General features: G+C 55.3%; 13 protein-coding genes. 5 read left to right on the top strand and 8 right to left on the bottom strand.

The genetic code is table 11. The annotated features are described in order from the left end of the window. Window positions 1-23: 23 nt before the first annotated feature. Window positions 24-506: a YajQ family cyclic di-GMP-binding protein gene (locus tag GJU83_RS02955; RefSeq protein WP_069183150.1), complete on the bottom strand. Its 483-nt coding sequence runs from the start codon at window positions 504-506 to the stop codon at window positions 24-26. 111 nt (window positions 507-617) lie between these two features. Between GJU83_RS02955 and GJU83_RS02960 the strand changes: the two genes are divergently transcribed. Continuing rightward, window positions 618-1,589: a response regulator gene (locus GJU83_RS02960; protein ID WP_069183149.1), complete on the top strand. Its 972-nt coding sequence runs from the start codon at window positions 618-620 to the stop codon at window positions 1,587-1,589. 299 nt (window positions 1,590-1,888) lie between these two features. Then, window positions 1,889-2,914: an AraC family transcriptional regulator gene (locus tag GJU83_RS02965; RefSeq protein ID WP_153633644.1), complete on the top strand. Its 1,026-nt coding sequence runs from the start codon at window positions 1,889-1,891 to the stop codon at window positions 2,912-2,914. Here the strand turns inward: GJU83_RS02965 and GJU83_RS02970 are convergent. From GJU83_RS02970 to GJU83_RS02990, 5 genes are all read right to left on the bottom strand, one after another. Beyond that, window positions 2,911-4,122 (bottom strand): argininosuccinate synthase, encoded by a 1,212-nt coding sequence (locus GJU83_RS02970; protein ID WP_153633645.1) that lies wholly within the window; start codon window positions 4,120-4,122, stop codon window positions 2,911-2,913. The genes GJU83_RS02965 and GJU83_RS02970 overlap by 4 nt on opposite strands. A 169-nt stretch (window positions 4,123-4,291) precedes the next feature. Next, on the bottom strand, window positions 4,292-4,690 hold the full coding sequence (fliS, locus tag GJU83_RS02975) for a flagellar export chaperone FliS (protein WP_014577671.1): 399 nt from the start codon (window positions 4,688-4,690) through the stop codon (window positions 4,292-4,294). A gap of 36 nt (window positions 4,691-4,726) precedes the next feature. Next, entirely contained in the window at window positions 4,727-6,715 is a 1,989-nt protein-coding gene (fliD, locus tag GJU83_RS02980) for a flagellar filament capping protein FliD (protein ID WP_153633646.1), read from the bottom strand. 247 nt (window positions 6,716-6,962) lie between these two features. Then, window positions 6,963-7,397, bottom strand: a complete 435-nt coding sequence (locus GJU83_RS02985; RefSeq protein ID WP_153633647.1) for a flagellar protein FlaG — start codon at window positions 7,395-7,397, stop codon at window positions 6,963-6,965. A gap of 70 nt (window positions 7,398-7,467) precedes the next feature. Beyond that, window positions 7,468-9,315, bottom strand: coding sequence for a flagellin N-terminal helical domain-containing protein (locus GJU83_RS02990; RefSeq protein WP_153633648.1), 1,848 nt, complete (start codon window positions 9,313-9,315; stop codon window positions 7,468-7,470). Window positions 9,316-9,702: 387 nt separating this feature from the next. Between GJU83_RS02990 and GJU83_RS02995 the strand changes: the two genes are divergently transcribed. Both GJU83_RS02995 and GJU83_RS03000 read left to right on the top strand, forming a co-directional pair. Then, window positions 9,703-11,529: a flagellin N-terminal helical domain-containing protein gene (locus GJU83_RS02995; RefSeq protein WP_153633649.1), complete on the top strand. Its 1,827-nt coding sequence runs from the start codon at window positions 9,703-9,705 to the stop codon at window positions 11,527-11,529. Between the two features lie 194 nt (window positions 11,530-11,723). Continuing rightward, complete coding sequence (locus GJU83_RS03000) at window positions 11,724-13,724, top strand: tetratricopeptide repeat protein (protein ID WP_153633650.1); 2,001 nt, start codon at window positions 11,724-11,726, stop codon at window positions 13,722-13,724. A 57-nt stretch (window positions 13,725-13,781) separates the two neighbouring features. Here GJU83_RS03000 and sbcB read toward each other — a convergent pair whose 3' ends face one another. Then, window positions 13,782-15,227, bottom strand: a complete 1,446-nt coding sequence (sbcB, locus tag GJU83_RS03005; RefSeq protein WP_153633651.1) for an exodeoxyribonuclease I — start codon at window positions 15,225-15,227, stop codon at window positions 13,782-13,784. Window positions 15,228-15,275: 48 nt separating this feature from the next. Beyond that, on the bottom strand, window positions 15,276-16,151 hold the full coding sequence (locus tag GJU83_RS03010) for a hypothetical protein (RefSeq protein ID WP_153633652.1): 876 nt from the start codon (window positions 16,149-16,151) through the stop codon (window positions 15,276-15,278). A gap of 351 nt (window positions 16,152-16,502) precedes the next feature. Here GJU83_RS03010 and GJU83_RS03015 point away from each other — a divergent pair, with 351 nt between their 5' ends. Beyond that, window positions 16,503-17,531: a response regulator gene (locus GJU83_RS03015; protein ID WP_153633653.1), complete on the top strand. Its 1,029-nt coding sequence runs from the start codon at window positions 16,503-16,505 to the stop codon at window positions 17,529-17,531.

The raw sequence follows: 17,531 nt of genomic DNA on the forward strand, positions 1-17,531 counted from the left end.
GTTAAGATGGTAAAGCCTCCGGATCAGTCGCGGAAATTATTGAACTGAAGCGGGATATCCAGCTCAGCCTCGCGCAACATGGCGATGGCTCCCTGAAGATCATCACGCTTCTTGCCGGTCACCCGCACTTTATCGCCCTGGATACTGGCCTGGACCTTCATCTTCTGATCCTTGATCATCTTCACAATCTTCTTGGCCATATCGGTCTCAATGCCCTGCTTCAATAGCAGGTGCTGCTTGACCAGCTTGCCAGACTTGCTGTCTCCGTCCTCTGCCAGGGCGCGGGCATCGATATTCCGCTTGGCAAACGCCATCCGCAGCATATCCAGCAACTGCTCCAGCTGGAACTCCTGCTCGGCACTGATGGTTATACCCTTGTCGTCCAGCTCAATGTCGGCTTCAACGTTTTTGAAGTCCCAGCGATTGCCCAGTTCCCGCTTGGCCTGGTCGACCGCATTGGTCACTTCGTGCATATCGATTTCTGAAACAATGTCAAAAGAAGGCATGGTCGTTATTCTCCAACAGAGTAAGAAGGTATACTTCTTCAATTTGCTGGGGATGATACCAACCCCCGGCATCTCCCGCACCTGACAACGGACTGGTAAAAGTAGATAACAATGCCCAATCTGGACCTTCCCATCCTCGTAGTAGACGACGCGAAATTCAGCAGTATGGTGGTTGGCCGCACGCTGCGAAATGCCGGATATCGCGACGTGCGCATCGTGAACAACGCACCGGAAGCCCTCAAGCTGATCGAGCAGCGCCCGGTTAGTGTGTTGATTGCGGACTGGCTGATGCCCGAGATGGATGGCCTTGAGCTCACCGACCAGGTGCGACAACAGGACGAGCAGAACAATCACTACACCTACGTGATCCTGCTCACCGCCCGGGAGAGCGTCGAAGCCCTCTCTGAAGCCTTCGACCGGGGCGTGGATGATTTCATCTACAAGTCCGACATGACCAAGCAGCTGATCCCCCGCATCTTCGCAGCAGACCGAATGGCTGACCGCCAGAACACCCTGCTACGGGCCAACTCTCTGCTGATCGAGAACAACCGGGAACTGGAATCCACCAACATCATTGATCTGGAAACCGGCCTCTGCAACACCAAATACGGTCGCGAGCGACTGACCAAGACGCTACGCCATGCTGAATCCCGGGGCGGTGCCTCTGCCTATGTACTGTGCGGTATTCGCAACTGGCAGGAGCTCAAACGCAAGCACCCGCCCACGGTCATGAGTGAACTGGCCATCGGCATCGCCCGCCGGCTGAGCACCCTGATTCGTCCCATCGACGCCTTGTGCCGAGTGGGCGACAACCAGTTCGCCATCATTGCCTACTTCCCGAACAGCGACCACTGCACCACCACCGCCTTCCGGCGCGTGTTCGACGGCATCAACCACAAGGCCCTGAAAACCACAGCAGGTTATATTTCCGTGGAAGCCGGCATGGTGCTGTGCAAAGCCGACGCCCAGAACGGCACGCCCTCAATCCAGGATATGGAACGGGCCGCGGTGCAAGGGCTGGTGGATGCGTACGATACCCGACGGTTTACCGAGACTGCGCCGGAGATTGGAGCGACCGCCTGAAGGGGCGACACACTCGGTAACACTGATACACACTTCACAAACAGACAGGAAGGCTCGGAAGACTTATTCTGCAATTGTGGATTTAAGCAGTATCCCCCATGGCGGAGGAGCCGAGTAGTACCTCCGCCGCCATATGGGGAATCGAATCCACCGGATTAACGAATTTTTCAGGCACTTTCGTTCTTTCCTTGTTTTTTAGGCCAGCTTTTTAGCTGGCCTTTTTATTTTCTGCCCCAGACGTTTCCGCACCAGTTCCGTTATACTCCCGCTATAACGATTCCAAAAACAGTGCTGTAACCATGAAAACCCTCGGAACCGCCTCTGTCGCCGCCCTGCGCCAATACGTTCGTGCCGCCGAATCCGCCGGCGTGAATATCAACCGCCTTTTCGACCAGGCCGGACTGGACCAGAACATCCTCGACACCGACGACGGCCGCATCAACGGTGAGCAGTTCCAGTACTTTATTCATTTACTGTGCGAACAAACCGGCAACCCGATCCTGGGCCTGGAAACCGGCGATTTTGTCCAACCCGGCTCCTACAGCGTACTTGGCTACATCACCATGAGCTGCGCCACCCTCGGCGAAGCCGTAGCACGCATTGCACCGTTTGAAAAACTCGTCGGAGATATGGGAACCACCAGCCTCGCCATGAAAGGCGACGACATCAAACTGACCTGGAACTGCAACTACACCGACCCTGTGGTTCGGCCGCAACTGGTGGATAACGTGTTCGCCTCCTGGGTGAACTACGCCCGCTGGCTTGCAGACAATCAGGAAGCATCACCAAGCTCGGTAAAACTTCGCCGATCCTCGCCGGGTTCCGAATTTGAAACGGCCTACCGGGAGCGCTGGCACTGCCCGGTCACCTTTTCCGCCGATGAAGACAGCATTACCTTAAAGAAAACCCTGCTGGAGACCCGCCTGCGGCAACCAGACCCCCTGCTCCGCAAAACGCTGGAAGCCCATGCCCTGAGTCAGCTGGCGTCCCTGGATACCGACAGCGACCTGACTTCGAAGGTCCGTCACAGCATCCAACAACAGCTCATGCACGGCATAACCCGGCAAGACATGGTGGCCGAAGACCTGGGGATGACCAGCCGGACCCTTCAAAGAAAACTCGGCCAGGAAGGGGTCTCTTACCAGAAACTGCTGGACGAAGTGCGGCAAAAAATGGCAGAGGATTATCTACGAAACAGCGAGTTGGCCATTCCAGATATTGCGCTAAGGCTGGGATATAGTGAAACCACGTCGTTTCACAGGAAGTTCAAAGCAGTGACGGGGAAGACGCCCGGAGAATTCCGGGCGTCCGTCGAGCAGACTTAAAGCTTGCGGCCTTTGCCAGCAGCGATTCGCAGACGCAGGGCGTTCAGCTTGATGAAGCCCTCCGCATCCTTCTGATCGTACGCACCCTGATCTTCCTCAAAGGTGGCAATCTTCTCATCGAACAGAGAATCCTCAGACTTGCGGCCAACCACATCCACATTGCCCTTATAGAGCTTCAGACGAACAGTACCGTTTACATAGTTCTGAGTCTGATCGATCAGCGCCTGCAGCGCCTCACGCTCCGGCGACCACCAGTAACCGTTGTAGATCACCTCGGCGTAGCGCGGCATGATGCTGTCTTTCAGGTGTGCCACTTCGCGATCCAGGGTGATTGATTCGATGGCACGGTGGGCACGCAGCATGATGGTACCGCCCGGGGTTTCGTAACAGCCGCGGGACTTCATGCCCACGTAGCGGTTCTCGACAATATCGAGACGGCCAATGCCGTTGGCACCCGCCAGCTTGTTTAGGGTTTCCAGAACCACGTGGGGCTTCATATCCTGACCGTCGATGGCAACAATGTCGCCCTTCTTGTAGGTCAGTTCAACGTAGGTCGGCTCATCCGGCGCGTTCTCCGGAGACACACTCCAGCGCCACATATCTTCCTCGGCTTCCGCCCAGGGATCTTCCAGGTTGATGCCTTCGTAAGAGATGTGCAGCAGGTTGGCATCCATGGAGTACGGGCTCTTGCCCTTCTTCATTTCCACCGGAATATTGCGCTCTTCGCAGTACTTCAGGAGCTTCTCACGGGAGTTCAGATCCCACTCACGCCAGGGCGCAATCACCTTCACACCCGGCTTCAACGCGTAGGCACCCAGCTCGAAACGAACCTGGTCGTTGCCCTTGCCGGTCGCACCGTGAGAAATCGCATCGGCGCCGGTCTCATTGGCGATATCGATCAGACGCTTGGCAATCAGAGGACGGGCAATGGACGTACCCAGCAGGTACTCACCCTCGTAGATGGTGTTTGCGCGGAACATCGGGAACACGTAATCGCGCACAAACTCCTCGCGCAGGTCCTCGATGTAGATTTCCTTAACGCCCAACGCCTCGGCTTTCGCCCGCGCCGGTTCAACTTCCTCGCCCTGGCCGATGTCGGCGGTGAAGGTCACCACCTCACAGTTGTAGGTATCCTGCAACCACCGAACGATAACGGAAGTATCCAGGCCACCAGAATAGGCCAGCACCACCTTTTTGATATCAGACATGCCCTTGCTCCAGACTGAACAGAATGGATGTGTTGAAAATAAGGGCCGTATTGTACGGGAGAGCGGGGGGAATGGCTATTGCGCCGGGGTATTAGGAGGGCCCAGGTCGGCGTAAGGACCAGATGATTAAGCTCATCTGATCCTCACTTCCAGCGAGGGATTCGCGAACTCAGCCGGCGCGCTGTTGCCCAACAGCTTCTTCACGAATTCCATCCCAGCCTTCTTTGATGGAGTGAAGGAGAGATAAAACCTCATCAAGCTTTTCTACATCATTTTTTGCGCTAGCCTGAAGCAACGTCCGCTCCATGTAGTCATAAAGGGCTTCCAGTCTCGGCGCCAACTCACCGCCTTTCTCAAAATCCAGGAAGCTGCGAAGGCCGCCGATGATATCAATGGCTTTCCCGATCAACTGCCCCTTGCCGGCCGCGTCTTTAGCCTGCATACGGGCCTTTGCCATATTGATGCGTTCAATAGCACCATTGTATAGCAGCTGAATCAATCGATGAGGATCCGCATCAATTGTGCTTGTTTGATTATTAACACGCTGGTATGCCTGCAAGCCGTTCATATAAGACCTCTTGAGTTCCTAACCGATCTAAACTAATCAGTTGTCCCGGTTGTTTTGAGGAGCCAGCGCAGCAAGCTGCTGACTCACATAATCCTGAGTACTGTTGAGCTGCGAAATCAGGGAATCAGCTGCGGTGAACTGGCTCACCAACCTCTCCCTATAGGCCGCTATGCGCTCTTCGAGTCGTGCTTGACTCGCCTGGATCTGTTCCAGGTCCCGATTAAGACTTTCAGTCCGTGACTCAATAGCACCATCCGCGCCAACGAAACTGGAGACCAGATCGACTGTGCGTTCAGCCACGCCCTCAACAAAAGTGATCGAGCCTCGGGCACCAGTTTCATCACCTAAAATTCTCACCTGGAGGCCAGAGGCACCACCGTTCCCATTTCCGAGAAACAGAACCTGACCGTCTCCTTCTGCAGCGCGCCCGCCTATTGTGCCGGCGACATCAACGCCGGCAGTTTCGGTTGCTGAATCAAGGCCGAAAACAGCTGAATTCTCTGCAGACTCCAGGGAAACAACCGACTCGTCGCCATAGTCAGCAGAGATAAAGCTTAAATTGCCGCTGCCGTCCAGCTCGACCTGCACCGACGTGCCAGCTGCATTAAGTGCGTTATTACTGTTTAGCTGGGATTGGATTTCATCAACAAGCTCTTGAGCAGACGCATAAGTCTGTTGGGTAAGTTGAACACTTACCGAGGTCTCCCCGTTTACCTTGAATGTCAGTTCGTCGTTGGAATCGTCGATAACAATTCCATCTGCCAACGCACTCCCGGCAACCAACCTGCCCTGCGTAGCGGCCTGGGTGATGTTGATATCGTATCTACCGGGCTCTGTGTTAAGCCCGCTGCGTACGAACTCAACCTGACTGTCGGTTGTCCGTCCTTGCTCTGCAAACAAGGCGGTCACGTCATCCGGATTGGCCTTGAGCTGTTCTTCAAACTTGGCTCTATCAAACTCCAGACCACCTGTTTCGAAGTTGGTGGTTACTCCTACATCAGCCAAACTCCGAACGGCAGAGTTTTCCAAGCCGGGAACAACACGGGTAAGAACTTGGCGTAGCTGGTTCTGAATGGAACGAACCGTACTATCGCCCGTCAGCAGACTGCCAACGCCTGCCTCCGCATTGAAGCCGGCCAGGCTGTCAATTGTCGACTGAAGTGCGTTGAATTTGTCTACGAACCCCTGAACCCGATCTGCCACGGCCCCCAGATCCTGCTGCACCTTGATCACGGAGGATCCTGTGGCGGTGAGGTCAAATGTCAACCCGTCGATGACGTTCTCGAAACTGTTTGTAGCGCGGGTTATCTCGACCCCGTTTATCTCCATTACGGCGTCGGTTGCTGCAATGGTTTCACGAAGTCCCGAATCCGCATCCATTCCGGAATTAAAGGCAAACCTGGACAAACCCTGATTATCAGTCCCAGTACCCACACTGTCGTTAGCGACAGAAATACTGACAGCATTCGCAGTGCCGGTTTCATCGGCCGAAAGTACTAACTGAAAGCCGTCACCGGTATCAATAACGCCAGCGGAAACACCGGCGTCGGAGTCGTTGATTGCGTTAGCCAACCCTTGGAGAGTGTCGTTACTACTATCAATCGTGATGCTTGTTGTCTTGTCGCCGACATTCAGGGTAAGCCTGCCCTGGCCAACGCTGGTTGCGTCGCGATCAGCAAAAACATCACGGGACGCCAGCGCCTGAGCTCCCGCAAGACTGGTAACTTCAACACTATAAGTGCCTCGGCTAGCCTTGGTACTGTCGACGGACACGGAAATCTCTTCGTTCGACGAGCTGGCCGAAAACGCCTTGAGGTTGTCAGGGGCACTGAGCTGGCGCATCGGGAGTCGAAGTTCGGTAATCGCACTCCTGAGCTTGCCGTAAGCCGAGATCAGCGACTGCGTCTGCTCGGTTTTCTGCGTTAATCGCTCTTCAGTGGGCGCGCGCTCCGCCGCAACCAACTGATCAACCAGATCAGAGGTCAAAACCCCGGAGCCAATACCCAACGATGATATGCTTGCCATTAAAGTGCCTCCTCAAGGGGGCGAATCTCTTCATTGTTCAGTTTATCGGCAAAAAGCGGCAAAACTTTGCCTTTTCTTCACGCCGATTTGTAACAGGCTGTAACAAAGACTACTACCTCTGAGCCTGAAAGCGCTCTGCCCGATCAATACTCAAAGCTACGACCAAAACGCAGAACACCGCCGGACCCTCTCAGGTGCGGCGGTGCTGAAATACCGTCGTTTAACTAAGTGCAACAGCTTTGACTGCTTAAACCTTAATATTAAACAACGTCAGCGGCTCATCCTGCTGCAAGTTCTCTGCCAACCTCAATGCTAGCTCATCCGGAATCTGGCGGATAACTTCTTTCGTCGACTGATCAACAACCTTCACGATCGTCTGACCCAAGTCGCTATCCACTTCAAACTGTAGATCCCTTTGCACATTCTGAACAAAATCGTTCAGCTGGCTAACCGCATCATCCAGCTCCTCCCGCTGAGCTTCACTCCGAGCCTCAAGCTTTTCAGCTTTGGACACTGCGGAGGTTGCCTGAGGATTCTGAGCCTGGGTGGCAGCGGCAGACGAACCAGCAAGGTCGGAGGCATTCCTGCCTTCGGCCTGAGATGACGAAATTGCCCGAGCCGGTGCTTGTTCACTGGTGCGAACCAGCTTCAGATCCGGGCTGTTCAGGTTAACGTCATTCATAGCTTTACCTCGCTATCCTTAGACGGAGTAAAACCGGAACCCGAAGGTTCCGGTTTTTACCGCTTGCCCCTTACTGCAGGAGGGACAGAACCTGCTGCGGACGGGCGTTTGCCTGAGCCAGGACGGAGATACCGGCCTGCTGCAGCACCTGGGCCTTGGACAGCTTCGCGGTTTCTGCTGCGAAGTCCGCGTCCAGGATACGGCTGTTGGAGGCACTCAGGTTCTCAACAGAGGTGCTCAGGTTGGCGATGGTTGACTCGAAACGGTTCTGAACCGCACCGAGGTCTGACCGGAACTGGTTGACCTGGTCGATGGCGAAATCAACGGCTACCAGAGCCTGGTCGGAGCCAGCGCGAGTGCTGATATCCAGTCCATTAACCGAAACGTTGGAGTTGGGATCCGCTGAAGAATCGACAGTCAGGTCCACTTCGTTAGTGCCGTCACCATCTACGTCTGTAGTAATAGATGCTGTAAAGTTCTCACCCTTCGCAGACGCGAATACGATGTCGTCACCGGAAGAGCTCAGGAAGGCAGACACACCGGTGTCCTTGGTTGCGCCATTGATCTGAGCCACAACATCCTGCAGGTTGCTCGCGTCGGTCACTTCGATTGCTTCGCCTGCAACGTTCAGCGAGAAGGAAGTTGTTTCACCGGCTTCGAAACGAGAAGCTACAGTCTGCTCTTCAGCTGCGGTCAGAGCGGAAATAGTGCCACCTGTTGACGCATTGGGTGTTCCGCCATCACTGGCTGTAATGTTTGCAATGTCGTAGGTAATGGCCGAGTCACTATCAAGTTCAATCACAGAACCATCATCTGCAGCCGTCAAATCTGAACTTGCATTATCCAGCCCAGCAGCGTCCAGTCCAGCCTGCACTGCAGCAGTCAGATCGGCAACCGTGTTGCCAGTTCCAGCGGCCAGTGAAAAGTTCACGGTGACAGTGTTTGATGAGTCGTCGGTAACATCAAAAGAACCGGTAACTCCAGAATCGAGATCCAAAGTGCTCGGATCAAAGAGGGTTACTGTGGTGGTAGCGCCGGAGCCGTCAGTTGTAGAAACGTCAGCCCCAGTAACACTAACTTGGGTACCAGATGCGTCAGAAATATCGATCGTTGCAGCGATGTCAGTAGTGCTGGCATTACTGAATACGATGGAGTTGCCATCATCTGAGGCAGCTACAGTAACATCAGCAAGGTTGCCGTTGGAATCGATCTCACCCTGGATCGCTGCCGCAAGTGCATCGGCATCAGCATAGGTCGCAGCAGCAACATCAATAGTCTCGCCACCGATTGTTGAAGAAACAGTGATGTCGCCAGAGAAATCAAGGCCAGAAACATCCAGAGAAGTTTCCCCAGCGTCACCGGCACCTAGAGAGGTAGCTGCGAGGCCGGAAGTCTGAGAAATAGTTGCGCCTAACTGGCTGCCACGTGAATCCAGACCAGCTACCGAGATGGTCTCACCAGCGTTTGCGCCCACCTGGAACGCCTGGGTACCGAAGGTGCCGTCAAGAACCTTCAGGCCGTTGAACGAGGTCTGGCTAGCGATACGGTTTACTTCGGCAATACGCTGATCGACTTCCTGGTTCAGCGCCTCACGGTCCGAGTCGCTGTTGGTAGCGTTCGCGGATTGAACAGCCAGCTCACGGATACGCTGCAGGTTGTTGGTAATCTCGTCCAGTGCGCCTTCAGCGGTCTGGGCCAGAGAGATACCATCGTTGGCGTTACGAGTGGCCACGTTCAGGCCAGAAATCTGGGACTGGAACCGTGTGGAAATCGCAAGACCTGCTGCATCGTCTTTTGCAGAGTTGATGCGCAGACCGGAAGAAAGGCGCTCCAAAGCCTGATTGGAGAGATTCTGAGACTGACCCAACTGGTTCTGGGCTGAAAGCGATGCAACGTTAGTGTTGATACCGAGAGCCATTATGCTTCTCCTTCGACAGATGTCGTTATTTCATGGAAAAGGTCTGGCGCCCGTTTTTCAGTTTGGGAGCGCCGCCCTGTTACCCCTCTTAACGGCGCCAAAACCCGTTGCTTTAGAAAAAAATCCACTGTTTTTGTTAACAAATGTAAAACCGGCAATTTAGTGCCTTCGTTAGCGGCAGCGGATTGGCGCACAGCCAGAACATCTCAGCCAACCTGAACATTTTTTATCATAATAAACAGAAAGATAGGGTTCATATTTCGATATTGGCACGCGATTCGCTTTCAACCCTGCAAAACGGCAATTAAACGAATTTCGCCGGGAACGGTTCCCCTCTTTTGTGATCGGGCACCTGGCTTTCGGCACCTCTGAGCAGGGAGAATTGATATGCCTCAGGTCATTAACACCAACATCGCTTCGCTGAACGCGCAAAGAAACCTCAATGCTTCGCAGGGCCAGGCAAATGTGGCTCTTGAGCGTTTGTCTTCCGGCCTGCGCATCAACTCTGCAAAAGACGATGCTGCCGGTTTGGCAATCTCTGAGCGTTTCCAGTCACAGATCGCAGGCCTCAACCAGGCCCAGCGAAATGCCAACGACGGCATCTCTCTGGCTCAGACTGCCGAGGGAGCCATGGATGAAATTACCAACAACCTGCAGCGTATCCGTGAGCTGGCGGTTCAGTCTGCCAACGCCACCAACAGTCCTTCGGATCGTCAGGCGCTAAACCAGGAAGTTCAGCAGCGAATCGAGGAAATCAATCGGATTGCTGCCCAAACCTCTTTCAACGGCCTGAAGGTTCTCGACGGCACCTTCGACACTCAGACTTTCCAGGTGGGCGCCAATACGGGCGAAACCATTGCAATTAGCGGTCTTGATTCTCGCGGCAGCCAGATTGGCTCGGTGCTGAAAGAAACCGCTGGGCTGTCGAGCGATGTCATTGGGCCGGGAGAAGCTGCAACAACTGACCTGAATGTGTCGACCCTGGATTTCACAACCGATCTCACAATCACCGGCACAATTGGTGGTGAAGATGTGAGCATAGCAGCCGCTTCTTATGCTGACGCCGATGCCCTCGCCACCGCCCTGCAAACGGAGATTCAGAACGGCGGCGGAGACCTGGCGGAGGTCACAGTCACCGTCGATGGCAACACCCTCACCATTACTAATCCAACGTCGACGGATTTCCCGGTGACATCGTTTAGCATTTCAGATGCAAGCGGCGTTGCAGGCAACACTGCTGACAACACTGGCGGTGGGACCAACATTGCCGGTGCGGGCGGAACGGATACGATCGACGTATCGGGCCTGGACTTTACGAACGGAGGTACTATTACCTTCGGCGGCGTTGATTATCCGATCACTGCAGGCTCCGACTTCGATGATGTCGCTGCGGAACTGCAAGCTCAGCTTCAAGCAAATGAAGACCCAGATCTGACGGTAGCAAACGCGGGCGGGACACTCACCATCACAAACGGAGGTGCAGCAACTCCTGCAGATGACGTCGATCCCGGCACGATTACCATTGAGGATGGAACTGGAACTCCCAATAATTCCATCGGTGGAGCACTGGCCAGTATCGATGGCGCTGAAGATCTAACCCTTGGTCAATCGTTCGCGAATGGCGACACCTATAACTTCGAAGTCGATATCAACGGAGATGTGTTTACTTTCGAAGGCATGGGATCATTGAGCGATATCGTTAGTCAGATCAATGCCCAAAGCACCCAAACAGGCATCCGCGCAAACCTAAATTCAGATAACGATGAGATTATATTTTCATCACAGTTCGGTGAGGCCTTCGACATCACTATCGACGCCGACATAGATGGCGACGGCATATTCGGCGGTGTCGATGATTACAACCAACCCGTGAATGCGACCATTGCTGCTGACACATACGCAGTAACCGGCGTGGACATCTCTACTAGAGACGGCGCAGATTTGGCAATGATTTCCGTTGACTACGCAATCGACACGATCAATGGATATCGAGCCGAGCTTGGTGCCGTTCAGAACCGATTCGAGTCAACCATTGCGAACCTTGCCACTACGTCCGAGAACTTGTCGGCCTCCAACAGTCGCATCCGTGATGCCGACTTCGCCGCAGAATCCGCCGAACTCGCGCGAACCCAGGTTCTCCAGCAGGCCGGCCTCTCTGTTCTGGCCCAGGCCAATGCGAGACCGCAGCAGGTTCTACAGCTGCTGCAGGGTTAAACCTAAAGAGCAAACCCAAGAGGGCTCGGTGCAAACCGGGCCCTCTTTTTTTAAGCAACACTCCCCCTCACCTTAAAGCTATCCATTGCGCAAACTGGCACACCTTTCGCAACACCTCCTGTAAAGCACGGCAAACCGCCCAAAACTGCAGACCTTTGCCGCTCCCAACTGCGGCTGTATTCACGAGGTGTCCCATGCGAGCCAAGCATCAAGTACAGATATCCCAGTCCCAACAGGCCCACGTTGCCCGCCTGCTTCTGCAGGCCAATCTTGCCTACGGGGAGTCCAACAGCAAAGGCCTCAGCCATATCCAGCGGCTGAAGGCCCGGCAGGAATGTCGGGGCTATCTGAACGAGGCGCTGGCTCTGAAGCCGGAGCATGCAGGTGGGCTGGGCCTGCTTGGCCGTGTGGAGATGGACGACGGGCAGCTTGAGAAGGCACACAACCTGTTCAACGCGAGCCTGAATCATCAGCCGGGGCAAGTGCAGCAGTATTGCAACCTGGGTTACTGGGCCCTGAAAACGGAACGGCCGGCTCTTGCAGAGCAATATTTCCTGCAGGCCCTGGACTGCGACCGGCAATCTGCCGCCGCTTTCTGTGGTGTTGCCCATGCCAAGCGGCTGCAGGGGCAGTTCGATGTGGCCTACCTGCATTATCGCAAGCTTCTTGAAACCGGCGCTGAATGGGATTCCGTATACAGCGGGATGCTCACTTGCGCCCAACACCTGGAAGTGAATAAAGCCGATGCTGCCCTCGCTCATGATGCGATCGCCCTGCTTCAGCGGGATGGTTTGCCGCATCAGGAACTGGGTCGTTTCGTCGGCGCGATTATCCATCAACAGTATGATTTGGATAACCCCGATGCACAGATTTTCCTGGATGCTGCCAGCGACGATGAGCTGCTGATCCTGGCTCTACAGAAAACCCTGATGCCAAATCCGGCGGTGGAAGAACTGGTAACTATGCTGCGTCGGGCGATCATTGCCGAAGTTGCAAAAACTGTTGAACTTCGGGACGAGCTCCAGCGCCTGACTCTGGCCATCGCTCAGTACGCCGACAGAACCGGCTATGCCCTGGCCGCCGAAGACGATGAAGAACGACTGGTCTCTGCCATCAACGACAGCATCCAGGCCCAGTTTGCCCTTGGCGAGGAGCAGGACGGACTCATCGGCTCGCTGATGATCAGCGCGATGTACGGCGCCCTCTTTCACCAGCCGTTCGCCGTGCAACTTGGCCAGTGGAACCTGATGGACTGGCCCCTGGCATTACAGCCGGTCCTGGCCGCCAGCTATTACGACCGGGCCGAGGAAGAAGCCATCAAGCAGAATTTCGATGAGAAGGCTGAAGAGCTCTGCCTGGATAAGACAGATGTTCCCCAGGCCTGGCCCTCCTGGTCTCAGCTGGCCTACCGCACCGAAAGTAGTCTGAAAACACTGATGGCCACCGAATTGGGGCTGGACACGGAAAATCTCCCGGCCACCCTTCGGATCATGGTTTGCGGTGCGCAGTCCGGTCAGCGGGCGATGGAACTGGCGGGCTATCTGGACGATGTAGAAGTGATCGCCGTGGACGAATCGTTAGCCAATATCGCCAAGGCCACGCGTATGGCGAACGAGATGGGCATGGAAAACATCGTGTTCTGGCCCTGGTCCATCGCCCAGCGTTTCGTGGCCGATGGCCATCAGGTGCACTGGATCGAAATCGGTCGCCTGCCCTCACCGGCCATGACCAGCCTGTCTCTGGCGGCCCTGGTCAACGAAGCCACCGGCTCCGGCGCGGTGGTGCACATGCATACCGCCATTGCCGAGCAAACATCGGGTGACAAACAGATCCGCAAACTGGTTGCCGAACATAAGCTTCAACCCAGCCGTCAGACACTGCGCCAGCTCCGCCGGATGGTGCTTTCCAATAGGAACGATGCCGCCTGGCAGGAACTGACCGCTGACGCCGATTTCTTCAGCCTCGGCGGCTGTCGGGACCGATGGTTCCGGCCACAGGACACAGCACAGCTTAAAGAGCTGATGGCTATGGCGAGCAACGAGGTGGAATGGAAACTTGTGAAAGCACGGGATGTGGATGGCCACAGCCTGGCAACCGGGCCGGTTCAGCAACAGATTCAGGCGGAGGCACTGGGCAGTGAGGTGCAAAGCCTGATGGGGCAGAATTTGAGCGTCTATTTTGTAAAGCGGCGGTGAGCGTTAACCCGAGGTCAGATGAGATTGTCATCTGACCTCGCCACCGAATGCCCGTGCTCAAATATAAGGAATCAAAGACTCCCCATACAAATGCAAATCTTCCAGAATATGTCGCCGTTGCGGCGTCAATTCAGGGTCCGCCGCCAGGCGCTGTAATTCCTGGGCGTACGCCTCTAGAGACCGCCACCCTTTCTTCGGGTGCATCAATCTCTGGCTACGGAACTCCTCCCATCGCTCCAGCTCCTCACCCATCAGGCTGCCCGGATAGTTCCGAGCCCGATAGCGAAACAGCAGCTCCTGCAGGCGATTGTCTTCGAACGTCACATCCAGCTCGCCGAGCGTCTCGATCGGCTGTTCCAGCACCCAGTTCAGCTTCTCTCGGTCGGCTTTGCTGATGAAGCCACCTGCATAGAGCTGCTCATCCGGGTCTGTCAGATCGCTCTCGTGGGGCTGGTCGAAGGCCTCGGCAATTCTGGCTGGCAGATCCGGGGCCTTGCGCAGCATGGCGAGATTGGCCCGCAGGGTATCCCCATCCAGGGCCAACTCTTCGAGGCGCTCCGGAGAAAGGGTGGATAACATGTTCGCTGGCGCCAGCACCGGGCATTTATTCAACTGCACCCCTTTCAGCGGAAAGCGGCTCACGCCCTCCCCCAATTCTGACTGGGAAGTAAACACCCGCTCACGAATCTGATCAGCGCTGGCGTTGATCAACTCGGTGGGGTCTTCCCTAAGGTCGTAAACAATCACCAGGTTCTTATTGGTGGGATGTTCGGCCACCGGAGCCACCAAGGCGCAGCATCCCCGGCTAGCCGGGTACTTGGCGGATATATGGAACACCGGCTTCATGGTGGCGGTATCCAGCATGGCGCGGGCAGAGTGTTTATCCTTGTTCTGCAACACAAAATCAAAGAGCTTTGGCTGCTTCTCCTTGATCAGTTTGGCCACTGCAATAGTTGCCTCAACATCCGACATGGCATCGTGGGCCGCCTCGTGTGCGATTCCGTTGGCAACCGTTAGCTCCTCCAGTTTGAAACTGGGGCTCCCATCTTCCTTGCGGGGCCAGTTGATACCCTCCGGTCGCAGGGCGTACGTCAGGCGCACCATGTCAATAATGTCCCAGCGGGAATTGCCATTCTGCCACTCGCGGGCATAGGGATCCCGAAGGTTGCGGTAGAGGGTGTGGCGGGTCACTTCATCATCAAAGCGCAGGCTGTTGTAGCCCACCACACAGGTGCCTGGCTGGCTGAAGGCCTCGTTGATCTGCTCGATAAACTCAGCCTCAGGAAACCCGTCTTCCAGAGCTTTCTGGGGCGTAATGCCGGTAATCAGGCAGGCTTCCGGCGATGGCAGGTAGTCGTCCGCTGGCTTACAGTAAATCACCAGCGGGTCTTCGATGATGTTGAGATCCGCATCCGTTCGCACGCCGGCAAACTGGGAAGGCCTGTCGTGAACCGGGTCTACCCCGAAAGTTTCGTAATCGTGCCAGTAAAACGAGCGGATCAAGGGATTAGGCTCCTGCCGAATGAATTTGCACTGGCAGGAGTTTAGCATTTAAAACAATCGGGTACCCATATCGTCCCGATGGGTCTGCAGCCGGTCCACACCCTGGGTGATCAGTTGGCTCATATCCACTTTCATGCTTGTGGGCAGATTAATAAACACGCCCTTTCCAGCATTGATCACCGTGGCGCCATCCGGGCTCTGCCAGTCCACCCCTTCACGCTGGAAACCAATGAAGAAGTCGCTGGTGAAATCAGTCACCCCATCGACACCCTCTTCCCCAACATACAGCGACTGCAGGTGGGTTAATGGTGCGCAGTTAGTGCCAGAGGCACAGTCTGCCGTTCCATCGTCAATGCCGATATGACTGGCCCGGTATCGGGTGGCCTGAGTGTTCCCATCAAACAGGGTCGCGTCGAATTCCTGCCCGGAGCCATCCACCAGTTTAAGGCCGATATCGCCACTGAAACTGCTGGTAAGCGAGGAAACCGATCCCCTCGCCTGCTCAAACCCCATACGGAAGCCGGAAAGCTTCCCCTCGGCAGGGTCTTCCGCAAGCTCGATATAAGGCTTGAACGCCTCGAAATGAACGGTGTCTCCGGCACTGTAGGTGCGGCCGTTGAACTGCTCACCGTCATTACGGGCAATATGCCCGAGCGCCACATGCTGGGCAGCAAAGTCCACCCCGCCATCAATGTCGCCGGCTTGCACGTCATCCACATTCATCCGGGTTTCCACATCCATGGTCAGCGTCATACGCGTGAACGCATGGGTATCCCCAGGAATGTTCTCGATCTGCATAAAAGCCTGCCCGGTCACCTCACCCATTGTTTCCTCTGAAATGGGCTTCAGTTCGGCCTGGGCAACGGGCGCAATACCCAGGCAGAACAGGGTGACGGCAGCGTATCCATACGCTCGCTGTCTCATATTTTGCGTCTCTGAATTAGTTATTTAGAGTCAGTTTCCGACGCCCGACTCTTCTGCAGCCCGGTTTATTTTTGGTTTTTCGGTGCTCACAGGCGGCAGGGATTTACATTATTTTTTATTTGCCGCAAACACACTATAACCAAGGCAGATCGGCCAATAGAGTGAGCAGAGTCACAATCACCATTTACAATTCAGTAATACTCAACCAACTTTGAATACAGTCACAAAACCTTTGCCTTAAAATACTTACAACACCTTACCAATTGTTACGCATGCTGTAGCAAACGTGTACATAACAAAGACTACTGGTATACTTTCGCACCTTATGAGCAACCCCCTACGGCCCCATCGATGACCACCCGCATTCTGATCTGCGACGACTCTGCCCTGGCCAGAAAGCAAATGGCCCGAGCCCTGCCAGAAGGATTGCGCGGGGACGTCAGTTTTGCGAAAGACGGTGTGGAAGCACTGGAGAAGCTGCGGCGGCACGAGGCTGAGCTGATGTTCCTGGACCTAAACATGCCGGAGATGGACGGCTACCAGGTGCTGGAACAGGTTCGCAAGGAAGATCTGCCGGTGATGACCATCGTGGTTTCCGGCGATATTCAGCCTGAAGCCCGGGAACGGGTCAAAAAACTCGGCGCCCTCGACTTCATCAAGAAGCCAACCGAAACGCACATCGTGCTCGACCTGTTGGTGGAATACGGGGTGTACCGCCCCGGAGAACTCGAAGACACAGCGCTGCAGGATACCAGCCTCAAGAATTCAGGCAGCGCCACTCCGGAGATCTCCGTTTCCCTGAACGACTACCTGCAGGAAATCTCCAACGTCGCCATGGGTCGGTCTTCGGATCTGCTGGCCCGCCTGCTACGGGTTTTCGTGAAACAACCGATACCCAAGGTCGCGTTCCTGGCCAACTCCGAACTGCACATGGCCATTTCCTCGGTCAGCGACAGCGACACCTATTCTGCGGTGTGCCAGGGATTCACCGGGGCCGGCATCGCCGGAGAGGCTCTTCTGCTGTTTGCAGATGCCAGCTTCCGGGAAATGGCAGAGATGCTTCACTACGACACCCTCGAAGGCGAGGCGGTAAACGTGGAGGTGCTGATGGACATGTCCAGCATACTCTTCGGCGCCTTCCTCAAGGGCATCGGCGACCAGCTGGACCTGAAACTCGGCCTTGGCCACCCCACCGTGCTTGGCCAGCATCGGCAGATCACCGAATTGCTCGAACACCACAGCGCCCGTGAAGAACAGCTGCTGTGCATCGAAATCTGCTATGCCCTGGAAGACAGGGACATCGAATGCGACATGCTGATCCTCCTCACCGAGGATTCAGTGCCTTTTCTCGAAGATCGCCTGCAATATCTGGTGGACTGA

Origin of the sequence: Marinobacter salsuginis, assembly GCF_009617755.1 — a bacterium.
Lineage (GTDB): Bacteria > Pseudomonadota > Gammaproteobacteria > Pseudomonadales > Oleiphilaceae > Marinobacter > Marinobacter salsuginis.

What these genes read in the sequence shown, in the direction of transcription:
- GJU83_RS02955 (WP_069183150.1), bottom strand. Translation starts at nt 506, where the DNA reads ATGCCTTCTTTTGACATTGTTTCAGAAATCGATATGCACGAAGTGACC.
- GJU83_RS02960 (WP_069183149.1), top strand. Translation starts at nt 618, where the DNA reads ATGCCCAATCTGGACCTTCCCATCCTCGTAGTAGACGACGCGAAATTC.
- GJU83_RS02965 (WP_153633644.1), top strand. Translation starts at nt 1,889, where the DNA reads ATGAAAACCCTCGGAACCGCCTCTGTCGCCGCCCTGCGCCAATACGTT.
- GJU83_RS02970 (WP_153633645.1), bottom strand. Translation starts at nt 4,122, where the DNA reads ATGTCTGATATCAAAAAGGTGGTGCTGGCCTATTCTGGTGGCCTGGAT.
- fliS (WP_014577671.1), bottom strand. Translation starts at nt 4,690, where the DNA reads ATGAACGGCTTGCAGGCATACCAGCGTGTTAATAATCAAACAAGCACA.
- fliD (WP_153633646.1), bottom strand. Translation starts at nt 6,715, where the DNA reads ATGGCAAGCATATCATCGTTGGGTATTGGCTCCGGGGTTTTGACCTCT.
- GJU83_RS02985 (WP_153633647.1), bottom strand. Translation starts at nt 7,397, where the DNA reads ATGAATGACGTTAACCTGAACAGCCCGGATCTGAAGCTGGTTCGCACC.
- GJU83_RS02990 (WP_153633648.1), bottom strand. Translation starts at nt 9,315, where the DNA reads ATGGCTCTCGGTATCAACACTAACGTTGCATCGCTTTCAGCCCAGAAC.
- GJU83_RS02995 (WP_153633649.1), top strand. Translation starts at nt 9,703, where the DNA reads ATGCCTCAGGTCATTAACACCAACATCGCTTCGCTGAACGCGCAAAGA.
- GJU83_RS03000 (WP_153633650.1), top strand. Translation starts at nt 11,724, where the DNA reads ATGCGAGCCAAGCATCAAGTACAGATATCCCAGTCCCAACAGGCCCAC.
- GJU83_RS03010 (WP_153633652.1), bottom strand. Translation starts at nt 16,151, where the DNA reads ATGAGACAGCGAGCGTATGGATACGCTGCCGTCACCCTGTTCTGCCTG.
- GJU83_RS03015 (WP_153633653.1), top strand. Translation starts at nt 16,503, where the DNA reads ATGACCACCCGCATTCTGATCTGCGACGACTCTGCCCTGGCCAGAAAG.